This window comes from Lentilactobacillus parafarraginis DSM 18390 = JCM 14109, assembly GCF_001435895.1.
GTDB classification, from domain to species: Bacteria; Bacillota; Bacilli; order Lactobacillales; family Lactobacillaceae; genus Lentilactobacillus; species Lentilactobacillus parafarraginis.
Genome location: NZ_AZFZ01000001.1, coordinates 91626 through 114036 on the forward strand (window position 1 = coordinate 91626; position 22411 = coordinate 114036).

A 22411-nucleotide genomic window follows, 5' to 3' on the forward strand; every position below is an offset into this window, starting at 1 on the left:
AATGTTATTTTGCTGGATTGGTTGATTGGCTCTTTTGAGCATCCTCAGCCTTCATTTTTTCTTCAAGTTCGCTGATTGAATAAACCCCATCAGTTGAAGAACCGCCAATTTCTTCTGGCTTGATACCACGGTAATTTGGCATCCCAGTACCTGCAGGGATCAATTTACCAATGATAACATTTTCCTTCAAACCAACTAATGGATCATTCTTGCCGCGAATAGCAGCATCCGTCAATACTCGAGTAGTTTCCTGGAATGACGCAGCTGACAAGAAACTATTCGTTTCAAGGGCAGCCTTGGTAATTCCGAGAAGAACTGGTCGCGCAGTTGCCGGAATGCCACCAGAAATAACGGTGTCACCATTGCTATTTCTGAAGTCATTAATATCCATCAATGTTCCTGGAAGAACATCGGTATCACCAGGATCCATAATGCGAACTTTACGAAGCATCTGACGAATCATGATTTCCACATGCTTATCAGCCACTTCCACACCTTGCATCCGGTAAACTTTTTGAACTTCGTGGAGAAGATAGTTTTCGGTTGAAAGAACATCGCGAACCTTCAACAATTCCTTTGGATCAACAGACCCTTCGTTCAGAGCTGAGCCTCGGTGAATAAAGTCACCTTCGCCAACGCGCATCCGAGCGGTAATCGGAACCGTATAAGTTCTTGTATCGGCCTCACCTTTGATGGTGATTTCCTTAGTTCTCTCAGCTGGATTCTCTTCAATTGATTGAACAGTTCCAGTAACTTCACTAATTTCAGCTTTACCTTTTGGATTCCGGGCTTCAAAAATTTCTTGAACTCGAGGAAGTCCTTGGGTAATATCAGCGTTACCGGCAACACCACCGGTATGGAAGTTCCGCATGGTTAGCTGAGTACCTGGTTCACCGATTGATTGAGCAGCGACCGTTCCAACAGCTTCACCAACTTCAACTTCGTCGCCGGTAGCCATGTTACGACCATAACACTTCTCACAAACCCCATGAACGGTATTGCAAGTAAATGCTGAGCGAATCGTAACTTGTTTAATGCCAAGTTGATCAATCTTTTGCGCCTGATCTTCATTAATCATCGTCTGAGCTGGCACAATCACTTCGCCAGTCTTCGGATTCTTAACTGATTTCTGTGCGTAACGACCGACAATCCGATCATACAATGGTTCGATCATTTCGTTACCTTCAGTAATCGCGCTGATTGTCAAACCACGATCGGTTCCACAATCCTTTTCACGAACAATCACATCCTGGGCAACATCAACCAATCGACGGGTCAGGTAACCTGAGTTGGCAGTCTTAAGCGCCGTATCAGTCATTCCTTTACGGGCACCATGGGTTGAAATGAACATTTCCAAAACAGATAGGCCTTCACGGAAGTTCGATGTGATCGGCAATTCCATGATTTCACCGTTAGGAGCGGCCATCAGACCACGCATCCCAGCAAGCTGGGTAAAGTTAGAAATGTTCCCACGAGCACCAGAATCACTCATCATATAGATTGGGTTCTGGGGACTCTGAGCGGCCATCAAACGCTTTTGAATGTCATCCTTGGCATCGTTCCAAACGCCGATAACCCGTTCATAACGTTCATGATCGGTAATCAAACCACGGCGGAATTGCTTGGTAACCATTTCAACTTTTTTGTGGGCCTCATCGATGATCTTTTGTTTGTCAGGTAATTCGGTGATATCGGAAATTCCCACCGTCAGGCCTGACTTAGTTGATTCATCGTAGCCCAGATCTTTCATTCGATCCAGGAAGAATGAGGTTTCAGTTACTTTATAAATCTTATAAACTTGGGCAATGATGTCACTCAAGAAGCCCTTTTTGAATGGGGGAACAAGTTCTGCATTTGCCAAATGTTCATGGATGTCTTCGCCGGGTTCAAGGAAGTACTTATCATCAACGAACCCATTAATATTTGTATCGGTTGGTTCGTTAATGTAAGGGAAATCCTTTGGCAGAATCTTATTGAAGATCACTTTACCAACGGAAGTTACCAAAATTTTGCCGGCTTGTTCCTTAGTAAATGACTTTTCAGGATAGGCTGAAGCCTTGATCCCAATTCTTGAATGCCAGTGCACAATCCCGTTCCGGTATGCCAAATTAACTTCGTCAGGTGAATTGAAGATCATTCCTTCACCTTCACGGCCCTTTTCTTCCATCGTCAAGTAATAGTTACCAATAACCATATCCTGTGATGGTGTTACAACTGGTTTTCCATCCTTAGGTGCCAGGATGTGACCAGCAGCGAGCATTAAAAGACGTGATTCGGCTTGAGCTTCATCAGACAGTGGCACGTGAATGGCCATTTGGTCACCATCGAAATCGGCATTGTAAGCTTCACAAACAAGTGGGTGCAAACGCATCGACTTACCACTTACAAGCACGGGCTCGAAAGCTTGAATTCCCAAACGGTGAAGTGTTGGGGCCCGGTTCAACAGAACTGGGTGTTCCTTAATGACATCTTCAAGAACACTAAAGACATCATCATCTTGACGTTCAATCTTGCGCTTAGCGTTCTTAATGTTGGAAGCCAACTTGCGGCCAACCAATTCCTTCATGATAAACGGCTTAAATAATTCCATTGCCATTGGAACTGGAAGTCCCATTTGGTTCATCTTCAGACTTGGCCCAACATCGATAACTGAACGACCAGAGTAGTCAACCCGCTTACCAAGTAAGTTTTGACGGAACCGTCCCTGCTTACCTTTAAGCATGTGTGACAGTGACTTCAATGGGCGGTTACCAGGACCGGCAACCGGACGACCACGACGACCATTATCAATTAATGCGTCGACAGCTTCTTGAAGCATCCGCTTTTCATTTTGAACGATGATGCCAGGGGCATTAAGGTCAAGCAGTCGTTTCAACCGATTATTACGGTTGATTACCCGCCGATATAAATCATTCAAATCAGAAGTGGCAAATCGGCCACCTTCCAACTGAACCATTGGGCGCAAATCAGGTGGGATAACCGGAATGGTATCCAGTACCATCCATGATAATTTGTTACCTGACTGAACGAAGGCTTCCAGAATATCCAGACGACGAACGGCCCGGGTCCGTTTTTGACCGGTTGCGTTCTTCAATTCGTCCTTTAATTCAGTAACTTCTTTTTGAACATCAACGTCTTTTAATAACGTCTTAATTGCTTCAGCACCGATTTGAGCTTCAAAACGAGGCCCATATTCGGTCTTCTTTTCACGATATTCCCGTTCTGAGAGCAACTGCTTCTTTTCCAATGGTGTATTACCAGAATCGGTTACAACATAAGAAGCAAAGTAGATAATCTCTTCAAGGGCCCGTGGACTCATGTCGAGAACCAAGCCCATTCGACTTGGAATTCCCTTAAAGTACCAAATGTGAGTCACTGGGGCAGCTAATTCAATGTGGCCCATTCGTTCACGACGAACCTTGGACCGCGTTACTTCAACACCACAGCGATCACAAACGATTCCCTTGTAACGGATCCGCTTGTACTTGCCACAGGCACATTCCCAATCTTTGGTTGGGCCAAAAATTCGTTCGTCGAACAGGCCGTCTTTTTCAGGCTTTAATGTCCGGTAGTTAATCGTTTCCGGCTTCTTTACTTCGCCGTATGACCAACTACGAATCTTGTCGGGAGAGGCTAGCCCAATCTGCATACTTTCGAATTTATTAACATCGACCACTAGTTTGACCTCCCATGATTAGTCATTACTATTATTAACATTGGTTGACTTAGTTGGCTGATCGGCAACTTCCTTCTTGTCAGAAGCCGCTTCAGTCGTTGCAGAAGTCTTTTGATCCTTCTTGTCATTCATTTTGCTTAAAGCGTCAACGTTAACAACATCGTCGTCATCGTCTAAATCTCTAAGTTCAATTTCTTTATGGCTGTTATCAAGGACCTTCATATCAAGTCCGAGTGATTGTAATTCCTTAACAAGAACTCGGAATGATTCTGGAACTCCTGGCTTAGGAATTGGCTCGCCCTTTACAATCGCTTCGTAGGTCTTAACTCGACCAACGACGTCATCTGACTTATAAGTCAAGATTTCTTGCAGGGTATAAGCGGCACCATAAGCTTCAAGTGCCCAAACTTCCATTTCACCAAAACGCTGACCACCAAACTGGGCTTTCCCACCAAGTGGTTGTTGCGTAACCAATGAGTAAGGTCCAATTGAACGGGCATGAATCTTATCGTCAACCATGTGGGCCAACTTCAGATAATGCATAACCCCAACGGCAATCGGCTTATCAAATGGTTCGCCGGTCCGGCCGTCATAAAGAATGTATTTACCATCCTTTGGCATGCCGGCTTCCTTAACAGCGCTCCAGATATCCTTATCGGTTGCCCCATCAAAAACAGGTGTTGCAACGTGGATCCCTAATTTCCGTGCGGCCATTCCTAAATGAAGTTCCAAAACTTGACCAATGTTCATTCGTGATGGCACACCCATTGGGCTCAACATAATGTCAACTGGGGTTCCATCTGGCAAGAATGGCATATCTTCTTCAGGAATCACAACGGAAACGGTCCCTTTGTTACCATGACGGCCGGACATCTTATCACCCACTTGAATCTTACGCTTCTGGGCGATGTAAACCCGGACCATCTTGTTAACGCCAGGTGATAATTCATCACCGTTTTCACGGGTGAAGACCTTAACGTCTTGAATAATACCGCCGCCGCCATGAGGAACTCTCAATGAAGTATCACGCACTTCACGTGATTTTTCACCAAAGATGGCGTGAAGCAACCGTTCCTCAGCTGACAACTCAGTAACTCCTTTAGGGGTTACCTTACCAACTAAGATGTCGCCATCATGAACTTCGGCACCGATCCGAATAGTTCCGGATTCGTCAAGGTTCTTAAGGGCATCTTCACCAACGTTAGGAATTTCACGGGTCATTTCCTCAGGTCCTAATTTGGTGTCCCGAGTTTCAGATTCGTACTCTTCAATATGAATTGACGTGTAGACATCGTCCTTAACAAGTCGTTCGCTAATGGCGATGGCATCTTCGAAGTTATAACCTTGCCAAGTCATAAAGGCAACGATTGGGTTTTGCCCCAGTGCTAATTCGCCGCCTTCCATTGATGGCCCATCAGCCAACACTTCGTCAGCATCGACTTGGTCACCAACGCGGACGATTGGCCGTTGGTTATAGTTCTTACCGCCGTTTGAACGACGGAATTTCATTAATTTATACTTATCCAGCGTGCCGTCTTCACGACGAATCCGGATTTCACGAGCATCGACGTATTCCACTTTTCCAGGGAACTTGCAAATAAGTGCAACTCCGGAATCATGAGCAGCCTTGTATTCGATACCAGTTCCAACTAGTGGGGCATGCGGATCAATCAAAGGAACCGCCTGCCGCTGCATGTTGGCACCCATCAACGCCCGGTTTGAATCATCGTTTTCCAAGAAAGGAATACATGCCGTCGCAACAGCGACAACTTGCTTCGGTGAAACGTCCATGTAATCGACTTTATCGATACTGATTTCGATATTGTTTGACTTGTGACGAGCCATAACCACGTTATTAACGAATGAGCCGTCATCATTTAAAGGTGAGTTGGCCTGCGCAATAACAAAGTTATCTTCTTCGTCGGCAGTCAAGTAATCGATTCTATCAGTTACTTTATGCGTCGTCCAGTCAACCCGGCGGTATGGTGTTTCGATAAAGCCATACTTGTTAACCCGGGCATAGCTTGACAAACTGTTAATCAAACCAATGTTAGGGCCTTCAGGCGTTTCAATTGGACACATCCGACCATAGTGGGTGTAGTGAACATCCCGGACTTCATATCCGGCACGGTCACGAGTCAAACCACCAGGTCCAAGAGCTGACAAACGGCGCTTATGGGTTAATTCACCAAGCGGATTAGTCTGGTCCATGAATTGTGACAATTGTGATGACCCAAAGAATTCCTTAATAGAAGCAACCACTGGCCGAATGTTAATCAACTGTTGCGGGGTGACGGTCGAAGTGTCTTGAATTGACATTCTTTCACGAACAACCCGTTCCATCCGTGATAAACCAATTCGGAATTGGTTCTGGAGCAACTCACCAACTGAACGAATCCGGCGGTTACCCAAGTGATCAATATCATCGATTGTCCCGATGCCTTCTTGTAGGTTAAAGAAGTAGTTCATCGACGCAATGATATCAGCTGGGGTAATGTGTTTAAATTCAAGCGGAATGTTGTCATTACCAATAATTGGAACGACACGTTCCGGATCATTGACGGAATAAACCTTGATAATCTGAACGGTCATTGGCTTGGTTACAACGGCTTCATCAGAAGGCGTGAACGTGTAGGCTTTAAACTCGTTGTTATCAAGATATGGGGCCAACTTCTTCATCACGTCTTTGGTGATGACAGTGTCCTTTTGAACAATGACTTCACCGGTGTCCGGATCAGCAAGCGTTTCTGCCAAAGTCAGGCCCAAAAGACGGTTCTTCAGGCTCAGCTTCTTGTTGGTCTTGTAACGGCCAACTGGCGCCATATCATAACGCTTTGGATCGAAGAAACGTGCAGTTAACAAACTCCGTGATGAATCAGCGGTCTTTGGTTCACCTGGCCGCAACCGTTCATAAATATCCTTCAACGACTCTTCAACTCGAGAATCGTCAGTATCCTTATGAACATCCTTTTCCAGCGTCAATCCCAGGCTCTCGCTATCGCCCAAAATATCGGTGATTTCTGAATCGTTGCCAAAGCCGAGCGCTCTGATCAATTCAGTCAAAGGAATTTTACGAGTCCGGTCAATTCGAACATATGAAATATTTTTGGAATCAGTTTCAAATTCAAGCCAGGCACCTCTGTTAGGGATAACCGTGGTGCCGTAAGAAACCCGACCATTCTTATCAGTATCCTGGTGGTAATAGACGCCGGGAGAACGAACCAATTGTGAAACAATAACTCGTTCGGCACCATTAATGATAAATGTTCCTTGATCGGTCATTAATGGGAAGTCACCAAAGAAGACATCTTGGCTCTTGATTTCACCAGTCTCGTGATTGGTTAATTTCAATGTGATATGAAGTGGTGCAGAATAATTGGCTTCATGTTCACGTGCTTCGTCAACGGTGTACTTTGGTTCTAATAGCTGATAATCAACAAACTCTAATGAAAGCTTTCCCTGGAAATCATCAATGGGCATGATGCCATCAAAGGTTTCGCGAAGTCCCTCTTTTAAAAACCAGTTGTAAGAATTAGTCTGGATTTCAATAAGGTTTGGGAGATCGAGCACTTCTTTAATTCGTGCGTAACTTCGTCGGGTACGGTGTTTTCCATATTTAACTAAGTGTCCTGCCAAGTTTTTCACCTCTCCAAAATTCCGGAATCAAAATGTTACATTTTGATTACAATTGCCCTTTTTACCTGATTTTTGGCAAAAAAAATCCAAAAACAAGCCTGACTTGCTTTTGGTTTTTATGCAGGTTAATCCGGACAATAGATCGCATTAACCATTTCGATTCACAACAAATACAACTAAGACTATACCAACTATTCAACTACTTGTCAAACAAAAGTCTCGTGAATCCGTTTATTTACTTTTTATTGTTCACCAGTGTCTGCCGATTAGGTTTCTTAACGGAAATGGTAATCTGGTCGTTACGACCGCCAACGGTTACCGAATCGCCAGGAACGATTTCTTTAGACAACAGCTTGGCACTCAAATTATCTTCGAGCTCGGTTTGAATTGCGCGGCGAATTGGACGGGCACCATATTGAGGATCAAAGCCAACCTTGGAAATAATGCCAATGGCCGTCTTAGTAACCTTAATGTCGATCCCCTGGTCATGAATCCGCTTGATAACTGGTTTAGTCATCAACTTCACAATCTGATCAAGTTCTGCCTTGGTCAATGAGTGGAAGACAACCACTTCATCAATTCGGTTCAAGAATTCTGGCCGGAACCGTTGCTTAAGGGCGGCGTTAATGGTGTCCTTCATCGCAGCGTAGTCTTCCTTGGCAGTTTCCTGACCGAAGCCAACCGTCTTCTTATCACGAAGCGTCGTGGCCCCCAAGTTAGAAGTCATGATGATTACCGTGTTCCGAAAATCAATCTTGCGTCCCTTGGAGTCAGTCAAGTAGCCATCATCCAAGACTTGAAGCAACAAATTAAAGACATCTGGATGAGCCTTTTCAACTTCATCAAAGAGAACCACGGAGTATGGCTTTTGACGAACCTTTTCAGTTAATTGGCCACCTTCATCGTAACCCACGTAGCCAGGAGCTGATCCAATCAACCGGCTGGTAGAGTACTTCTCCATGTATTCACTCATATCAACCCGAATCATATCGTCTTCGGAACCAAAGACCGCTTCAGCAACGGCTTTTGCTAATTCGGTTTTCCCAACCCCGGTAGGTCCAAGGAACATGAATGAACCAATTGGCCGGTTCGGATCCTTCAGGCCGCTTCGAGCCCGGCGAATCGATCGTGAAACTGCTGAGATTGCTTCCTCTTGACCAACAACCCGTTGGTGAAGCACCTTTTCCAAGTTAACTAACCGATCAGCTTCAGTACTGCTCAAACGGGTTACTGGAATCCCAGTCCACTCACCAACAATTTCCGCAATATCCTGAGCAGTTTCCTTAACAGGATAGTGGGCGTCCTCGTCTTCTTCAGGCGCTTCGTTTTCCTTAGCCAGTTCATCCTGCAGCTTGTTAGCTTGTTTACGAAGCTTAGAAGCCTTTTCGTAATCCTGGGCTGCTAATGCGTCATTCAACTCTTCCAGTAAATCAGACAATTTCTTGTGACTGTCAACCACATTGGAACTTTGCAGGTGATCAATTCGAACCTTTGCAGCGGCCTCATCCATCAAATCAATTGCCTTATCGGGCAGGAATCGGTCACTGATATAACGGCTGGAAAGCCGAACCGCTGCGTCAATTGCCTCATCGGTAATTTCAACGTGATGATGTTGTTCGTACTTTGGCCGCAACCCTTTCAGAATCTGAACGGTTTCATCGGTGGTTGGTTCATCAACCATCACCTTAGCAAACCGTCGTTCCAAAGGAGCATCGGATTCAATGTACTTTTGGTATTCATCCAAAGTGGTTGCCCCAATCAGTTGCAGCTCACCACGAGCAAGGGCTGGCTTTAAAATGTTAGAGGCATCAATGGCCCCTTCAGCCCCACCAGCACCAATCAGCGTATGCAGCTCATCGATGAAGAGAATGATGTTGCCGTCTTGGTAAATTTCTTCAATGACCTTCTTCAAACGGTCTTCAAACTCACCACGGTACTTTGTACCAGCAACTAATGAGCCCATATCAAGCATCATCAATCGCTTATGAACCATATCGCCAGGAACGTCGCCATTCACAATGCGTTCAGCAAGACCTTCAGCGATTGCTGTCTTACCAACCCCAGGTTCACCAATCAACACTGGATTGTTTTTCGTTCGTCGTGCCAAAATTTGAACAACCCGTTTAACTTCCAGATCACGACCAATGGTTGGATCCAGACGATTCTCACGAGCCATTTCCGTCAAATCACGGGCAAGTGAATCAATTGTCGGGGTCTTGCTGTCCTTTTGCTTAGGCTGACGAGCGCCCCGTTTAGATGACATATTTGAAGCCATAGAACCACCACTGATTCCCATTTTTCTTAAAGTGACTTTACGAATTTGTGATAAATCAAGGCCTAGGTTAATTAAGATTCTCGAAGAAAGGATCGTTTCGTCAGTTAATAATGATAAGAGAATGTGTTCAGTTCCTACTTTGGGAACGCCATTTTTCTTAGCAAATTCACCAGCCTGAGCCAAAACTTCCTTGGCTTTTGGAGAGTATGGTAAATAATCGTTGCTGCTAAGATCCTTTAAGTTGCCATAACCGGCAAAGCGCTCGACTTCTTCGGTAATGTCCTCAGCCGTGATTGAAAACTGCTGAAGCGACTTGTACGCAATCCCATTTGTCTCGATCAACAGACCAAGTAACAGGTGCTCAGTTCCAATAGCTTGGTGCTTAAATTTCTTAGCTTGTTCTTGAGCAATGGTCAAAACATTCTTAGCACTCGGAGTAAATAAATTATTCATATATACCCTCACTTCCTATCGTTCATAACGCAAACGATTCAAAATTGATATCATGATATTTGCCCTCATAATATCAGTTAAATCACTATTGTTAAGGTCAATTGCATCCTTATCAATTGCCGCTAAGATAATGCTCACCTCACGACGATTAATTAATTCATTATTATATAACGTTTGGACGATGGTTTCACTATCTCTTTTCGATAATTTATTGCCAATTGCGGCAATCAGAGAATTCAACACATCGATATCATCTAATAAATGAACCTTTTCTATTCTAATGTACCCGCCGCCACCACGTTTGCTCTCAACGATGTACCCATTTTGAATGGTAAATCGTGTATTGATGACGTAGTTAATTTGCGACGGGACAACGTCAAATAATCCAGCAATTTCCGATCGGCGAATTTTCACTTGTTCGTTATCGGCGAGTATTTCCTTCAAATAATGTTCAATTAAATCAGAAATATTTTCGTCGGCCATATTATCACCCAATTCTTTGACTAATATTGACTTTAATTATACGAAGAACCAGGGAAAATGCAAAGAAAAGGTTTCGAGAGTGCGAAGCGCAACGGGTGTCCCGGTGTGTAACCGCTAACCAGCGGAACCCCGGATTTGGGTTCTGGCTGGTTAGTGCTTACACGTTAGTATCGGGGGCGTCGCCCTAAAGGGACTCGCCAACGCCTCCAGCGTGGGCTCTGGAGCACATTTCTACTATAATAAATGACACCCGGCAACAAAAGACCAACCAAGTCCTCTCGTCAAAAAGCAAAAAAGGCCCCAGCCCACCCCAGCTGGAAGCCTCCGCACCACCAAAAATGAATCGAAGTAGTTTGAATTTTAATTATTATTAATGAAAGTAATCGGTTATTTTGATCTCACAAGTCAATTTTAAGGCAAAAAAAATCGGGAAAACAAGATTTGAACTTGCGACCCCTACGTCCCGAACGTAGTGCTCTACCAAGCTGAGCTACTTCCCGATAATCACTAGTATTTAATTCACAGTCTCAATATATCACAAATTGATGCGTTGAGACAAAAAAATCGGGAAGACAGGATTCGAACCTGCGACCCCCTGGTCCCAAACCAGGTGCTCTACCAAGCTGAGCTACTTCCCGATATTACCAAATTGCATAACCAATGGCAATAAAAAATGCACCCAGTAGGAGTCGAACCTACAACCTTCTGATTCGTAGTCAGACACTCTATCCAGTTGCGCTATGGGTGCATAATATTTATTAAATTAGTTACGCATCTCGATTATCAGTACACTGACAATGAGGAAGCGGAAGACGGGATTCGAACCCGCGACCCCCACCATGGCAAGGTGATGTTCTACCACTGAACTACTTCCGCAAAAGTGCCGACTAGACGATTCGAACGCCCGACCTCTTCATTACTAGTGAAGCGCTCTAACCAACTGAGCTAAGTCGGCAATATAATATTAATGGTTCTATGCGGGCGAAGGGATTCGAACCCCCACGTCATAAGACACTAGAACCTAAATCTAGCGCGTCTGCCAGTTCCGCCACGCCCGCATTGTTAAATAAAAACTGGCAATGAGCCGTGGCAGTCTCGAACTGCCGACCCTCTGATTAAAAGTCAGATGCTCTACCAACTGAGCTAACGGCTCAATGGAGGATACAGGGATCGAACCTGTGACCTCCTGCTTGTAAGGCAGATGCTCTCCCAGCTGAGCTAATCCTCCATGAAACTATATGAATCAATGTGTTGTTGGTAGACACATCATCAAGACAACTATTAAATTTTACCATTCCTACTCAATCGAAGTCAAGAAGAATTTTTAAATTTAAATCGCTGTCCATGACTGATATCGAAAGCCTTTAGCATTTTCCGACAAGAAATATTATATCGTAATTTGCGGCTCATTACCAGCACAATTTTTAATTTAGTCAAAAAAAGTGCCGAGACGGCGGGCAAGCCATCTCGACACATCGCTTCACTATCGACAGCTCCTCTGCCGGCTACTGAAGCATTTTTGGGGGAATGAGTACAAAGAATACCTCGAGAGGGCGATCTCAAGCATCCTGCACATGCAACCAACAAGGATGGCGGGTGACCATCGCTCGTGGCTACATTATATAGATACGCAATTTTAAATCGGATTCTCCTAAAATCCCGAAATAAATAAACGTCTCTTCACAACCAGTATCCATGTAACCTGCCGGGTCACCAGTGCGATCGCAGCAGGTTACAGTTATAGATACGAATACTAGGGCTGAAATTCTGCAATTAAATTAGTTGTTTTTTTCGATTTTGGTTTTGCCATGCATGTACGGCCGTAATGCTTCTGGAATCGTGACCGAACCGTCAGCATTCTGATAATTTTCCAAAATAGCGGCAACCGTTCGCCCAACTGCCAATCCAGACCCGTTCAACGTGTGAACAAAGTGAAGTTTACCATCCGCGTCCCGATATTGAATGTGAGCCCGGCGAGCTTGGAAATCAGTGGTGTTTGAGCAGCTTGAAATCTCCCGATACTTGTCCTGAGCCGGGAACCAAACTTCCAAGTCGTGGGTCATTGCTGCCGTGAAGCTCATATCGCTGGTTGTCAGCGTGATAACGTGGTATGGCAGCCCCAACTTCTGCAGGTTTTCCTCAGCCTGATGGGTAATTTGTTCCAGGGCATCCCAAGAATCTTCCGGCTTGGTAAACTTCACCATCTCAACCTTGTTAAACTGGTGCAGGCGAATTAATCCCTTGGTGTCCCGGCCGGCACTACCAGCTTCTGATCTGAAGGCCGGTGAAAGTGCCGTAAATGAGACCGGCAGCTTATCTTCTGGAATGACTTCATTACGATAGTAATTGACCAGCGGCACTTCAGCGGTTGGAATCATTGTTAAATCCGTCCCGGAAATTTCGTAACCAGCCTTTGTTTCCAAGAACTTTGGAAATTGGCCGGTGCCATACATTGAATCATTATTAACCATGTATGGTGGGATGACTTCTTGGTAACCAGCGGCGGTATTTTGGTCAAGATAGAAATTGTAAACCGCCCGTTCCAGCAAGGCGCCGTCGCCAATATAGTACACAAACCGGCTGCCGGAAACCTTTGCGGCCCGCTCGAAATCCAGGATCCCGAGTTGTTCGCCAATGTCCCAGTGATGTTTGGGTTCAAAATCAAATGACGGAATGTTGCCAACCTTGCGTAATTCCACGGCCCCTTCTTCAGTCAGGGAAACCGGCACCCCATCGGCCGGAATATTCGGCAGGTGGGCAGCCAAGTTGGTCTCATCCTCTTCTATCTGGCGTAATTGATCATCCAGATCCTTGATGGTTTGGCCAACCGTTTTCATTTGGTTAATGGCCTCAGTAGCATCCTGCTTCTGACGTTTTAACTGAGAAATTTGGTCAGAAACGTCATTCCGTTGGGCCTTAAGTGATTCTGATTTAACGATTAAATCCCGGCGTTTGGCGTCGTATGAAAGCAGCTCGTCAATTGTCTCGGGCTTAATCCCCCGAGTGGCTAACTTTTCCTTGGTAAAATCAGGATCCTTACGAATTTTTTTAATATCAAGCATGTGAAAATCCTCCTTAGATAACTTGCCAGTCGTTTTAGATGGTTGAACCCATCATTTTCCAATTGGCAACATTTTGTGCATAAAAAAGGACCCTTCATCACTGGGACGAAGGATCCTTTTCGCGGTACCACCCAAGTTCTCGACAAATGCCGAGCTCTCAAAGTATGATAACGGCATACACCGTGCGGCATTACCCGCCCGCTTCCATGTGCTGGAATATTCGATAACAGTTCACACCGACCACTGTCTCTCTGAAATCTACTGAATAGGCACAAAACGTTTTAATCTAAATCGATTATACCCAATCCAATCTCAAACCACAAGCGCCTAAATCGCCAACTGGCTGATTTTTTGATCAATCAAGTCAAAGACAGCGTGCTTATCGCGATCTTTTTCAACGAAATCGTACTTGTCACCGTTAATCTGGATTTTAGCTGACTTGTCATAATTTTGATACCACGTTTGATAGCGCTGATTAAGATCTTTGTAATACTGATACAGGCTTGGATCGTTGGCAATCTGTTCGAATGGCCGCCCCCGCTTCTTAATCCGCGCCAACATCGTGTCAAACGAAATATCAATGTGAATTAACAAATCCGGGTTCTTACTATGGGGAGTCGATGGCAATTCCTGCATCATGTTCTGCAACAGCGAATCATAAATGGCAACCTCGGTTTCGGTCGCTCTGCCAAGATCGGCATTCAAATGAAACAACAATGAATCTTCAAAAATTGAGCGATCCAGGACGCTTTGTTCGTTACGCCATGCCTTCTTGATATCCGCCATTCGCCGATTCAAGAAATCAATTTGCAGCAAAAAAGCATATTTCTTCGGATCCTGATAAAACAGCGGCAGAATTCGGTTATTGTCAACCGATTCATAGTAGGCAGGTGTTCCCAAATGGGTTGAGAGCATTTGCGTTAATGACGTTTTTCCGGCGCCAATTGTTCCAGCTAACACGAGCATTCGATAATCCCCTTATTCGTTTTAATAACAGTACAACATATTGTACTAGTTTAAAACGTCAGGTGCAACATCTAGTAGCTCACTAATTCAAATTCGATACGTCAACCACCTGAATATTGTCTAAACCACCATATGCTTCGTACCACGGGGTGGCGTTCTCGGCCAAAATTTTCGTTAATTCGGTGACGTTACGGGTTCCCTTATGCTGAAGCCAATCAACCAGCCCATCGCGACCATCACGAACAAATAGGTCAACGCCTTCAATCCAAGTTGCCCGGCCACTCAATACGCCGTTAAACTTGGCCCCAGCAGCCCCGGCAAGTTTTAATTCGTGTTGGAAAACATCGGTTGGCACCCCAGCACTCAGGAAGATAAACGGTCGGGTTGCTTCATCGCTTAGCTGTTTGAGATATCCCTTGGCCTGGTCTTCAGTATAGGCCGACTCATCAACGCTACTATCCCAGCCATCAATGTAGGTTGGATTAAATGGCACTTCCATTTTGAGAACGTCAATGTGGTATTTATCCTGGGTAAATTCTTTCATTGCCCGAAGAACAAAGTCCGGCTTCTCCTTGGCAAACTCAAGTGATTTTGAATCATAGCGATCGTCGTAAGTCACAATTTCAAAAAAGGTCGGCGTCTCGGCAGCCAGTCCTTCAGTTCCGTAACGTTCAGCGAAGGCTTTCTTTTGGTCGTTGATCTCATCGGGATCATCCGGGTTATAGTAAATTAACACTTTCAAGGCGTCAGCGCCCTTCGTTACCATAATCTGGGCAGATTGATCGGGAATCAAACTTGGCAGCCGGCCAGGTTCGTTCGCATCATACCCCGTCTTTTCGTATGACATAATCAAACCAGTGTCGGCAGACTTGGCCTCAATGCCTTTAAAGCCCATTTGCTCATCCAATAAAATAGCTGAGCTCAACGGACTCAAGACTTCTGAAACGGTTTGCTTAAAATCATAGACCATTTTCATGCTGAAAAGCTTCCCGTATTTTTCGGAAGCCTTTTTCATCATCTTAACAAGCGATCCACGCTGGTCTAACGCCAACGCATCGATGATTGCGTCATTATTGGTCAATTTCAACATTCTGTCATACTTTCCCTTTGAAAGGAACTTTTTTGCCATATCCAACACCTCATATTTTTAATATACCAATTTGTTGGTTCTATTGGTTCATTATACGATACGACCACTTATATGTACAACAAAAATAATTGGCCCACCCCAAATTTGGATAGGCCAATTACCGGTATTACGACTGTTGATCATTTAATTTTGAAAGGTCTTCCTCTTCGCGCGACGGGGAAACGTCGACCTTTTCAAGTGGAATGATTTTCGTATGATTTTTCCACTTATAGCCAAAGTACAGGACCAGTACCAACGGCACACTAATATACGTGACCAGAATTTGCTTCCAGTCAAAGTGCAGGAAGGCCGTCGGATTTTGGCCGACGATCACCAAAATACAAAGAATCAAACACAGAAGCGGCCCAAACGGAAACAATTTAGCATGATACTTCAGTTCGCTCAGTGAATGGCCTTGTTTGACGAACGCCCGCCGGAACCGATAATGAGAAATTGCGATCCCAAACCAGGCGATAAACCCGGTCAATCCAGATGCCGCCACCAGCCACATATACAACTGCGGCCCGGCAATACTGGAAATAAACGTTAACAGCGACACAACCGTCGTCACTAACAGTGAATAATACGGAATCCCGTTGCTGGCAGTTTGCCCCAGCTTCTTGGGTGCATACCCGCTGTTAGACAGTGAGTAAAGCATCCGCGTCGAGGCGTACATCCCCGAATTGGCGGACGAAATCACTGACGATAGAATAACCGCGTTCATGACGCTGGCCGCCGCAGCTAATCCGGCGCGTTGAAATACCAGCGTGAACGGACTGATGGCAATGTCGGTGGTACTTGACCCGAGTAAGGCGTGGTTCGTGTAAGGAATAATGGCACCAATGACAAAAATCGTTAAGATATAGAATAAAATGATTCGCCAAAAGACTTCGTTAATCGCCTTGGGAACGCTGTGCTGGGGGTCTTGAGATTCACCAGCGGTAATGCCGACCAGCTCGGTTCCCTGAAACGAGAATCCGGCAACCACGAATACGGATAAGATTGCTGGAAATCCGCCAACAAACGGTGCCTGCTTAATCGTAAAGTTACGCATCCCAATAAAGTGACCGCCCATGATTCCGAAAATTGTTAAGCAGCCAACGGCCAGAAAAATCACAATTGTGACAACCTTAATCAAAGACATCCAGAACTCGGTTTCGCCAAATGCCCGGACTGACAGCGCGTTGATAATAAAAATCAGAACCAGGGCGATTGAACTCCAGATCCATTCCGGAACGTTGGGCAGCCAAAACCGCATGACCAACGCCGCGGTACTAATATCAACGGCAACCGTAATTGCCCAGTTAAACCAGTAGTTCCAGCCCATCGCAAATCCCAGGGCCGGATCAACGTACTTTGATGAATACGCCGCAAACGAGCCTGAAATTGGCATGTTCGTGGCCATTTCACCCAGGCTGGTCATTAAAAAGTAAACCATCAGTCCCATGAAAAAGTACGCCGTTAAGGCGCCCATTGGTCCAGCCTGGCTAATTGTGGAACCGCTGGCAACGAACAGCCCGGTTCCAATACTACCGCCAAGGGCGATCATTGAAACGTGACGGGACTTTAATCCCCGCTTCACTTGACCGGTGCTTTCGCCATTCTCATTTCCATCCATAATTTAACCTCGTCTCCTAATTTTAGATTCATCAGACCACAAAAAAATCCCTTTCAAAATATATTGAAAGAGACGGCAAGTGTTTTTCAACATCTTATAGCGCTCCGCGGCAATTGTCGCGACAGTTCTTAACTTATTAGGTTAAGCCCCAACTCACAGTCATAAAAGTGGCCGCTCATTTCGGCATTCATCCCTTTTGATTTCAGTCACCGTTTCTTTTCAAACTCGTGAAATCGACTCTTGATAAATGCGCCTCTACTCGAATACATTGATTAGTCTAACTATTGAATTTTAACACTCCGAATTGTAACGCATATTGACAATTCTGACAACCGCCGGCGTTCACGCCCGGAGTTTGCGCTCGTAAATTAACTTATCGCTTCCAAGAATTGGGTCGCGCAGCTTGGTGACCAGCTCAAAGTCTAACCGCTCTAACAAAGCAACCGATCGTGCGTTGGTAACCAGCACCTCAGCGTAAAGTGACCGTACCTGATGGCGGGCTTTTACCCCGGCAACGATAGTCTTTAAAGCCTCAGTCATATAGCCCATTTGCCAGCGATCAGGTCGTAAAAAGTAACTGACTTCCAAATCCTCAGGGTCCGGGCGGCCAGACGCACCAATCCGTTCAAACAATAAAACAGCGCCAATTAACTGCTGATCTTCAAACACCCCGTAGGTTCCCTTATTCTTCAGTTGGCGGACAAGCGCGCTTTTAATCATTTGGGGGTTACTGATGAAGTTAAACCCCGCCCCATCAGCGACCTCAGGGAAGGCCGTTAATTCGGCGTACTGTTGAAAATCCGTTGGCAAAAGCCGGCGAATTGCCAGCCGATCAGTCACAATCATCAAGTTTCCAACCCTCTCATTCAAACAAATTATCCTCATTCATCGCCAGCTTATACCTTGGTGTTTACCACGAATCGATACCGGGCAATCTGGGGAGCAAACTTGACGTACAGCATCTCAGAAATTAATAACCAACTGTATGCCACCAGACCAGCCCCGACCGTATCGGTTGGGTAATGCGCGTTTAGATAGACCCGGGAAATCATCACCACTGCCAGACCAATAATCATCAACGTCCGCAGAAGGTAGCGAACCGCCGCAAAGCGAATCAACGGGATAACCGCGATCCATAGTACCGCCATGACCAAAAAGAACCCCAGGACGTGGCCGCTTGGATAACTATAACCGTTATCGACACCCAAATGAAGCGGCGGTCGGTGGCGTTTCACCAGATCCTTGACGACAAAGCCAATGACGTCCCCGCCCGCAAGCGTGAACAGTGCCCATAACGCGGGAACCTTATACTTGAATCCCCATAGAAAGAAGGCAATGATAAACGCCCACAAAATATCCATTTTAGGACTGGCAAAAAATGAGATTGCCGAATAGAAGCTCTCAAGGCCCTGACTGGGCGTGTTCCCTTGAATTGCGGTTGTGAACACCGAATCTAAAAATTGCAGGTAATCAAAATTAAACGCGACCGATATTGATAACAGCAGGGTAATAATAACGCTAACCAGCAATTTAAACGCCCGGTTAGTATCCCTGTCAATCATCATGTAACCTTCGTTGCCAAACATCTTCAACAATCCTCTCTACTAAATAAATCTCAATTTTGAGTATATCACATTCACCATTTGTTTTTTTGGCCCCCTTCAAACTTTAGAAACTTTTCAGGCTTGAGTTCAGGTTGTATAATTAAATCTGTTTCTCAACGAAAGACGAAGGAGTGACTTAATTTTGATAACGTATGCCCTTACCATGATTGCAATTGGGGTTTTTGCCGGCCTGGCCGGCGCCGTCCTTGGACTTGGCGGTGGGATCATTCTCACGCCAATTCTGACACTGCTCATGGGCGTTGACATCAAGTATGCCATTGGAGCCAGCATTATCGCCGTGATCGCCACCAGTTCGGGCGCCACAATCGCTTACCTGCAGAACCAAATTTTGAATCTGCGGGTTGCCATGTTTTTGGAAATTGCGACCACGTTGGGCGCTTTAAGCGGGGCCCTTTTAACCGGCGTGCTGGATCCCAAGTACCTCTACATTTTGTTTGGCCTGCTGCTATTATTTTCGGCGTACAACATGATTCGAAAATTACGGCGAAACGAAGGGGTTCTCAATCGGGCCCATCCGGACGCTTTGGCAAGTAAGTTCAAGCTCAACAGCACCTACTTTGATAAGGCTGCCATGAAGCAAATTGACTACCAGGTCGAAAACATCCCCGGCGGCTTTGCCATGATGTACGGTGCCGGCATTGCCAGTGGCTTATTGGGGATCGGTTCGGGGGCCTTCAAAGTTACGGCAATGGATACCATCATGAAAATGCCGTTGAAGCCCTCCACGTCAACCAGTAATCTGATGATGGGCGTCACGGCGGCCGCCAGTGCCACGGTTTACTTCTTCAACGGCTCCATCAAGCCGCAGATTGCCGTTCCCTTGGCACTGGGGATTCTAGTCGGTGCAACCCTGGGATCCCGGCTAATGCAGCATTTGTCCGCTCGATTTATCCGGCTGATTTTTATTCCCGTCCTCGCCTATATTGGTCTGGAAATGTTTGTGAAAGGAATTCGATTATAAATGAAACAGTCACCTAAAAACGTCTCCGAAGAAATGGCCGATGTTGAAGTCATGATTGGCAAAATTCTGCGAATTGGCGTCATCATCTCAGCCAGTATTATGATCGTCGGAATTGTGTTATTGATCCTGACTGGTAAGAGCGGTTATCCCGGAGATACCTACCCGACCAACTTCTCACAAATTGGTCAGGGCCTCATTCAGTTCAAACCGTTTGCCATTATGATGCTGGGTATCTTTTGTTTGATTCTGACGCCGGTTTTGCGAGTGGTCGTCTCAATTTATTCGTTCTACAAAGAACACGACAGAATGTATGTCATTATTACCACCGCCGTGCTGATTATTTTAGCGGTTTGCTTAATTGTGGGGATTAGAGCTTAGCGCCGCTTAAAAATTTTGCTGAAATTTGGACGCGTGAGATCAGAATATCCAAAAAGGTTAGCTTCCAGAATATGTTGGAGGCTAACCTTTTTTATCCACTTCTATTTCGGCAAAAGACGGTTATTCAGTCACAAACAGCTACCTGACCGTCACATCGCCGCTGTCTGTACTGAACCGATAGAGGACGGCATTGGTCTTACCCATTTGCCACGAGTCACTACCAGACTTGCCAAACAGGGACACGTCCCCGCCATCCGCGTTGGTGCTGATCTGCACGTGCTTGCGGTCAGGAATGACGGCCTCAATATCACTGCCGTCGGTATTCACCGTGGCCGAGCTGGTCACGTGATTATTGATCAATTTGACGTCGCCACCATCGGAATTGATTGTCGCGTCCTTGAACTTGGTTTCAGTGACTGACACATCCCCGCCATCGGTTGAGATTTGACTGGCACCCTTTGAAAAATCAGCATTCTGATAAGTCAGGTCGCCGCCATCACTGCTCTGGGTAATTCCCGGGGCGCTCACGTTTTTCAAGGTCGTGTCATCGGTGTTCGTTAGATTAAGCGCTGAGTGAACCTTGACGTTAGTCATCTCAACGTCAGCATCACCAGATAACTTTAATTGATCCAGACTTAGGTCCGTCATCGTCACTTCGTTATAGGTATGACCATCCACACCCTTTAATGTCATTTTCCTTGGCACCGTAATCGTCACCTTGCCGCCATCGTCATTGTAACTATTGATACTAAAGCCAATGATGCGGGTACGGTGACGTTGCGCGCCGTCAATCGTGAGGGTGTTGCCGGATTGCGTCACGTGATTAAATTTCGGATACGAAACGGTTGGCCGGTCAACATTGCCGGTTTTAATCACGACACCGCTCTCGGTTTGGAAATTCAGTTGGTCAAAAGATTTGAGCTGTTTGGTGATCGGCTTCAGTCCCTGGGTTTGCTCATCAGCTACCTTCAGGCCGTTATCCCAAACAATTGTCTTAAATCCGGTATGGCCAAGGGCAACGGCAGTCAAAATAACGCCGAGGATGGTGAGTGCCAACCCGATAATTGTTGATTTTCTCATTTTTGCCGCCCCTTTCCATGTTTTTCAGCCCGATTTTGGGGCACTACCTTGTGGTAAGCCCACTGAGAAAAGTTTGTGACGCCACGAATAATCCCGTTAAATGCGGCCGAAAATACCGGACTCATTAAGACCAAAATTCCGACAACGGTCATCCCAACGCCAATGTAAAGCATGCTTAGCCAGGCATCGGATGGCAGAATACCAATGCCGACCACCAGGCTCCCAAGACCGCCAAAGATGATCCCAACCGCCAGCGCAATCAGGCCAACGAGGATGCTAAAGGCTGTTGCAAAAATGGCAACCGATAGTCCCGCTAACCCGAGGGCTAAGGGGATCGTGACCGGCGTTGATAACACCGCTAGGATAATGAGCCAAACGGTTTTAACGTTGTCCTTCGGCTTGGCAGCGCGCGATTGTTTGTCACTACTCTGGTCGGCTTGTAAATTTTTAATCGAATAATCTGCTAAAACCTTTCGAGCCAATTGCCGTGGCGTGCCCAATTCCCGAACACAATCGTTATAGGCGGTAAAGTTGCCGTCCTGTAGATACTCGGTATAGAAATCAACCACTTCACTTCGCTCTTCGGCATCCAATTGGCTTAGCAGCCCCGTGAATTCCGCAATGTAATCATTCATTCAACTCATCTCCCAACATCTTATCAACCCCGTCTTTAAATTCCTGCCATTCCTGTTGAATCATGTCAAACTGTCGCTTACCTTCCGCTGTAATTTTGTAATACCGGCGATTGCGTCCCTGATAGGGCTGATCGTACGTCGTCAATAAGCCGTTCTTTTTCAACCGCCTCAAAACCGGATACATCGTGGATTCTGAGACCGTGATCGATTCCTGAATCTTCTGGGTCAGGGCATAACCGTAATAATCATCATGGGATAACAACCCCAGCACGCACCCATCCAAAAGTTCGGAACTCATTTGAATTGCCATATTGTCACCTCTACAATACTATATATCATATAATATGATTTCATGAATATCTTACCGAACTTCCGATTACTTGTCAACGACAATGTTTGAAATATAAAAACTACTAAGCTTAGAGGCGTATATG

General features: G+C 45.6%; 15 protein-coding genes, 8 tRNA genes and 1 riboswitch. Of the genes, 2 read left to right on the top strand and 21 right to left on the bottom strand.

What is annotated here, in order from left to right; all coding sequences use genetic code 11:
• Positions 1 to 4 precede the first annotated feature (4 nt).
• The 18 genes from rpoC to FD47_RS00595 all read right to left on the bottom strand — a co-directional run bounded on the left by rpoC (position 5) and on the right by FD47_RS00595 (position 18884).
• The gene (rpoC, locus tag FD47_RS00510) at positions 5 to 3676 is read right to left on the bottom strand and encodes a DNA-directed RNA polymerase subunit beta' (protein ID WP_008211793.1); all 3672 of its coding nucleotides are present in this window, start codon (positions 3674 to 3676) and stop codon (positions 5 to 7) included.
• Positions 3677 to 3694: 18 nt separating this feature from the next.
• Complete coding sequence (gene rpoB, locus FD47_RS00515) at positions 3695 to 7321, bottom strand: DNA-directed RNA polymerase subunit beta (RefSeq protein ID WP_054732077.1); 3627 nt, start codon at positions 7319 to 7321, stop codon at positions 3695 to 3697.
• A 226-nt stretch (positions 7322 to 7547) separates the two neighbouring features.
• On the bottom strand, positions 7548 to 10040 hold the full coding sequence (locus FD47_RS00520) for an ATP-dependent Clp protease ATP-binding subunit (protein WP_056979908.1): 2493 nt from the start codon (positions 10038 to 10040) through the stop codon (positions 7548 to 7550).
• A 15-nt stretch (positions 10041 to 10055) separates the two neighbouring features.
• Positions 10056 to 10523, bottom strand: coding sequence for a CtsR family transcriptional regulator (locus tag FD47_RS00525; RefSeq protein WP_040537669.1), 468 nt, complete (start codon positions 10521 to 10523; stop codon positions 10056 to 10058).
• A gap of 426 nt (positions 10524 to 10949) precedes the next feature.
• Positions 10950 to 11023: transfer RNA gene (locus FD47_RS00530), tRNA-Pro, on the bottom strand.
• A 64-nt stretch (positions 11024 to 11087) separates the two neighbouring features.
• Positions 11088 to 11161, bottom strand: a tRNA-Pro gene (locus tag FD47_RS00535).
• Positions 11162 to 11197: 36 nt separating this feature from the next.
• Positions 11198 to 11271 (bottom strand) — tRNA-Arg (locus FD47_RS00540).
• 56 nt (positions 11272 to 11327) lie between these two features.
• Positions 11328 to 11399, bottom strand: a tRNA-Gly gene (locus FD47_RS00545).
• 5 nt (positions 11400 to 11404) lie between these two features.
• Positions 11405 to 11478 (bottom strand) — tRNA-Thr (locus FD47_RS00550).
• A 21-nt stretch (positions 11479 to 11499) separates the two neighbouring features.
• Positions 11500 to 11581: transfer RNA gene (locus FD47_RS00555), tRNA-Leu, on the bottom strand.
• 22 nt (positions 11582 to 11603) lie between these two features.
• A tRNA-Lys gene (locus FD47_RS00560) sits at positions 11604 to 11676 on the bottom strand.
• A 2-nt stretch (positions 11677 to 11678) separates the two neighbouring features.
• A tRNA-Val gene (locus FD47_RS00565) sits at positions 11679 to 11751 on the bottom strand.
• Between the two features lie 550 nt (positions 11752 to 12301).
• Positions 12302 to 13585 (bottom strand): serine--tRNA ligase, encoded by a 1284-nt coding sequence (serS, locus tag FD47_RS00570; protein WP_054732075.1) that lies wholly within the window; start codon positions 13583 to 13585, stop codon positions 12302 to 12304.
• Positions 13586 to 13912: 327 nt separating this feature from the next.
• Positions 13913 to 14551, bottom strand: a complete 639-nt coding sequence (locus FD47_RS00575) for a deoxynucleoside kinase (protein WP_008215161.1) — start codon at positions 14549 to 14551, stop codon at positions 13913 to 13915.
• A gap of 82 nt (positions 14552 to 14633) precedes the next feature.
• Positions 14634 to 15680 (bottom strand): tagatose 1,6-diphosphate aldolase, encoded by a 1047-nt coding sequence (locus FD47_RS00580; protein WP_056979909.1) that lies wholly within the window; start codon positions 15678 to 15680, stop codon positions 14634 to 14636.
• A 127-nt stretch (positions 15681 to 15807) separates the two neighbouring features.
• Positions 15808 to 17298, bottom strand: a complete 1491-nt coding sequence (locus FD47_RS00585; RefSeq protein WP_056979910.1) for an amino acid permease — start codon at positions 17296 to 17298, stop codon at positions 15808 to 15810.
• An 89-nt stretch (positions 17299 to 17387) separates the two neighbouring features.
• Positions 17388 to 17564, bottom strand: a riboswitch (Lysine riboswitch).
• A 76-nt stretch (positions 17565 to 17640) separates the two neighbouring features.
• Positions 17641 to 18168, bottom strand: coding sequence for a GNAT family N-acetyltransferase (locus FD47_RS00590; protein WP_225352666.1), 528 nt, complete (start codon positions 18166 to 18168; stop codon positions 17641 to 17643).
• Between the two features lie 26 nt (positions 18169 to 18194).
• Positions 18195 to 18884 (bottom strand): phosphatase PAP2 family protein, encoded by a 690-nt coding sequence (locus tag FD47_RS00595; RefSeq protein ID WP_054732073.1) that lies wholly within the window; start codon positions 18882 to 18884, stop codon positions 18195 to 18197.
• A 181-nt stretch (positions 18885 to 19065) separates the two neighbouring features.
• On the opposite strand from FD47_RS00595, the gene FD47_RS00600 reads away from it, so the two are divergent.
• Positions 19066 to 19884: a sulfite exporter TauE/SafE family protein gene (locus FD47_RS00600; RefSeq protein WP_420806358.1), complete on the top strand. Its 819-nt coding sequence runs from the start codon at positions 19066 to 19068 to the stop codon at positions 19882 to 19884.
• Positions 19885 to 20262: a DUF1634 domain-containing protein gene (locus FD47_RS00605; RefSeq protein WP_054732069.1), complete on the top strand. Its 378-nt coding sequence runs from the start codon at positions 19885 to 19887 to the stop codon at positions 20260 to 20262.
• A 138-nt stretch (positions 20263 to 20400) separates the two neighbouring features.
• Here the strand turns inward: FD47_RS00605 and FD47_RS00610 are convergent, their stop codons facing one another.
• Genes FD47_RS00610 through FD47_RS00620 form a run of 3 tightly spaced genes read right to left on the bottom strand, consistent with a single transcriptional unit; the run spans position 20401 to position 22287 of the window.
• Entirely contained in the window at positions 20401 to 21342 is a 942-nt protein-coding gene (locus FD47_RS00610; RefSeq protein ID WP_056979911.1) for a DUF4097 family beta strand repeat-containing protein, read from the bottom strand.
• A complete protein-coding gene (locus tag FD47_RS00615; protein WP_056979912.1) occupies positions 21339 to 21977 on the bottom strand; it encodes a DUF1700 domain-containing protein in 639 nt (212 codons plus the stop codon). The genes FD47_RS00610 and FD47_RS00615 overlap by 4 nt, the downstream gene beginning before the upstream one ends.
• Positions 21970 to 22287 carry a PadR family transcriptional regulator gene (locus tag FD47_RS00620; RefSeq protein ID WP_008215173.1) on the bottom strand — a complete coding sequence of 106 codons (318 nt, stop codon included), beginning with the start codon at positions 22285 to 22287 and terminating at the stop codon, positions 21970 to 21972. Before FD47_RS00620 ends, FD47_RS00615 begins: the two co-directional genes overlap by 8 nt.
• Between the last annotated feature and the right edge of the window lie 124 nt (positions 22288 to 22411).

Coding starts and splice junctions, on each gene's coding strand:
- FD47_RS00520 (WP_056979908.1), bottom strand. CDS start 10,040: ATGAATAATTTATTTACTCCGAGTGCTAAGAATGTTTTGACCATTGCT.
- FD47_RS00525 (WP_040537669.1), bottom strand. CDS start 10,523: ATGGCCGACGAAAATATTTCTGATTTAATTGAACATTATTTGAAGGAA.
- serS (WP_054732075.1), bottom strand. CDS start 13,585: ATGCTTGATATTAAAAAAATTCGTAAGGATCCTGATTTTACCAAGGAA.
- FD47_RS00575 (WP_008215161.1), bottom strand. CDS start 14,551: ATGCTCGTGTTAGCTGGAACAATTGGCGCCGGAAAAACGTCATTAACG.
- FD47_RS00580 (WP_056979909.1), bottom strand. CDS start 15,680: ATGGCAAAAAAGTTCCTTTCAAAGGGAAAGTATGACAGAATGTTGAAA.
- FD47_RS00585 (WP_056979910.1), bottom strand. CDS start 17,298: ATGGATGGAAATGAGAATGGCGAAAGCACCGGTCAAGTGAAGCGGGGA.
- FD47_RS00595 (WP_054732073.1), bottom strand. CDS start 18,884: ATGTTTGGCAACGAAGGTTACATGATGATTGACAGGGATACTAACCGG.
- FD47_RS00600 (WP_420806358.1), top strand. CDS start 19,066: ATGATTGCAATTGGGGTTTTTGCCGGCCTGGCCGGCGCCGTCCTTGGA.
- FD47_RS00605 (WP_054732069.1), top strand. CDS start 19,885: ATGAAACAGTCACCTAAAAACGTCTCCGAAGAAATGGCCGATGTTGAA.
- FD47_RS00610 (WP_056979911.1), bottom strand. CDS start 21,342: ATGAGAAAATCAACAATTATCGGGTTGGCACTCACCATCCTCGGCGTT.
- FD47_RS00615 (WP_056979912.1), bottom strand. CDS start 21,977: ATGAATGATTACATTGCGGAATTCACGGGGCTGCTAAGCCAATTGGAT.
- FD47_RS00620 (WP_008215173.1), bottom strand. CDS start 22,287: ATGGCAATTCAAATGAGTTCCGAACTTTTGGATGGGTGCGTGCTGGGG.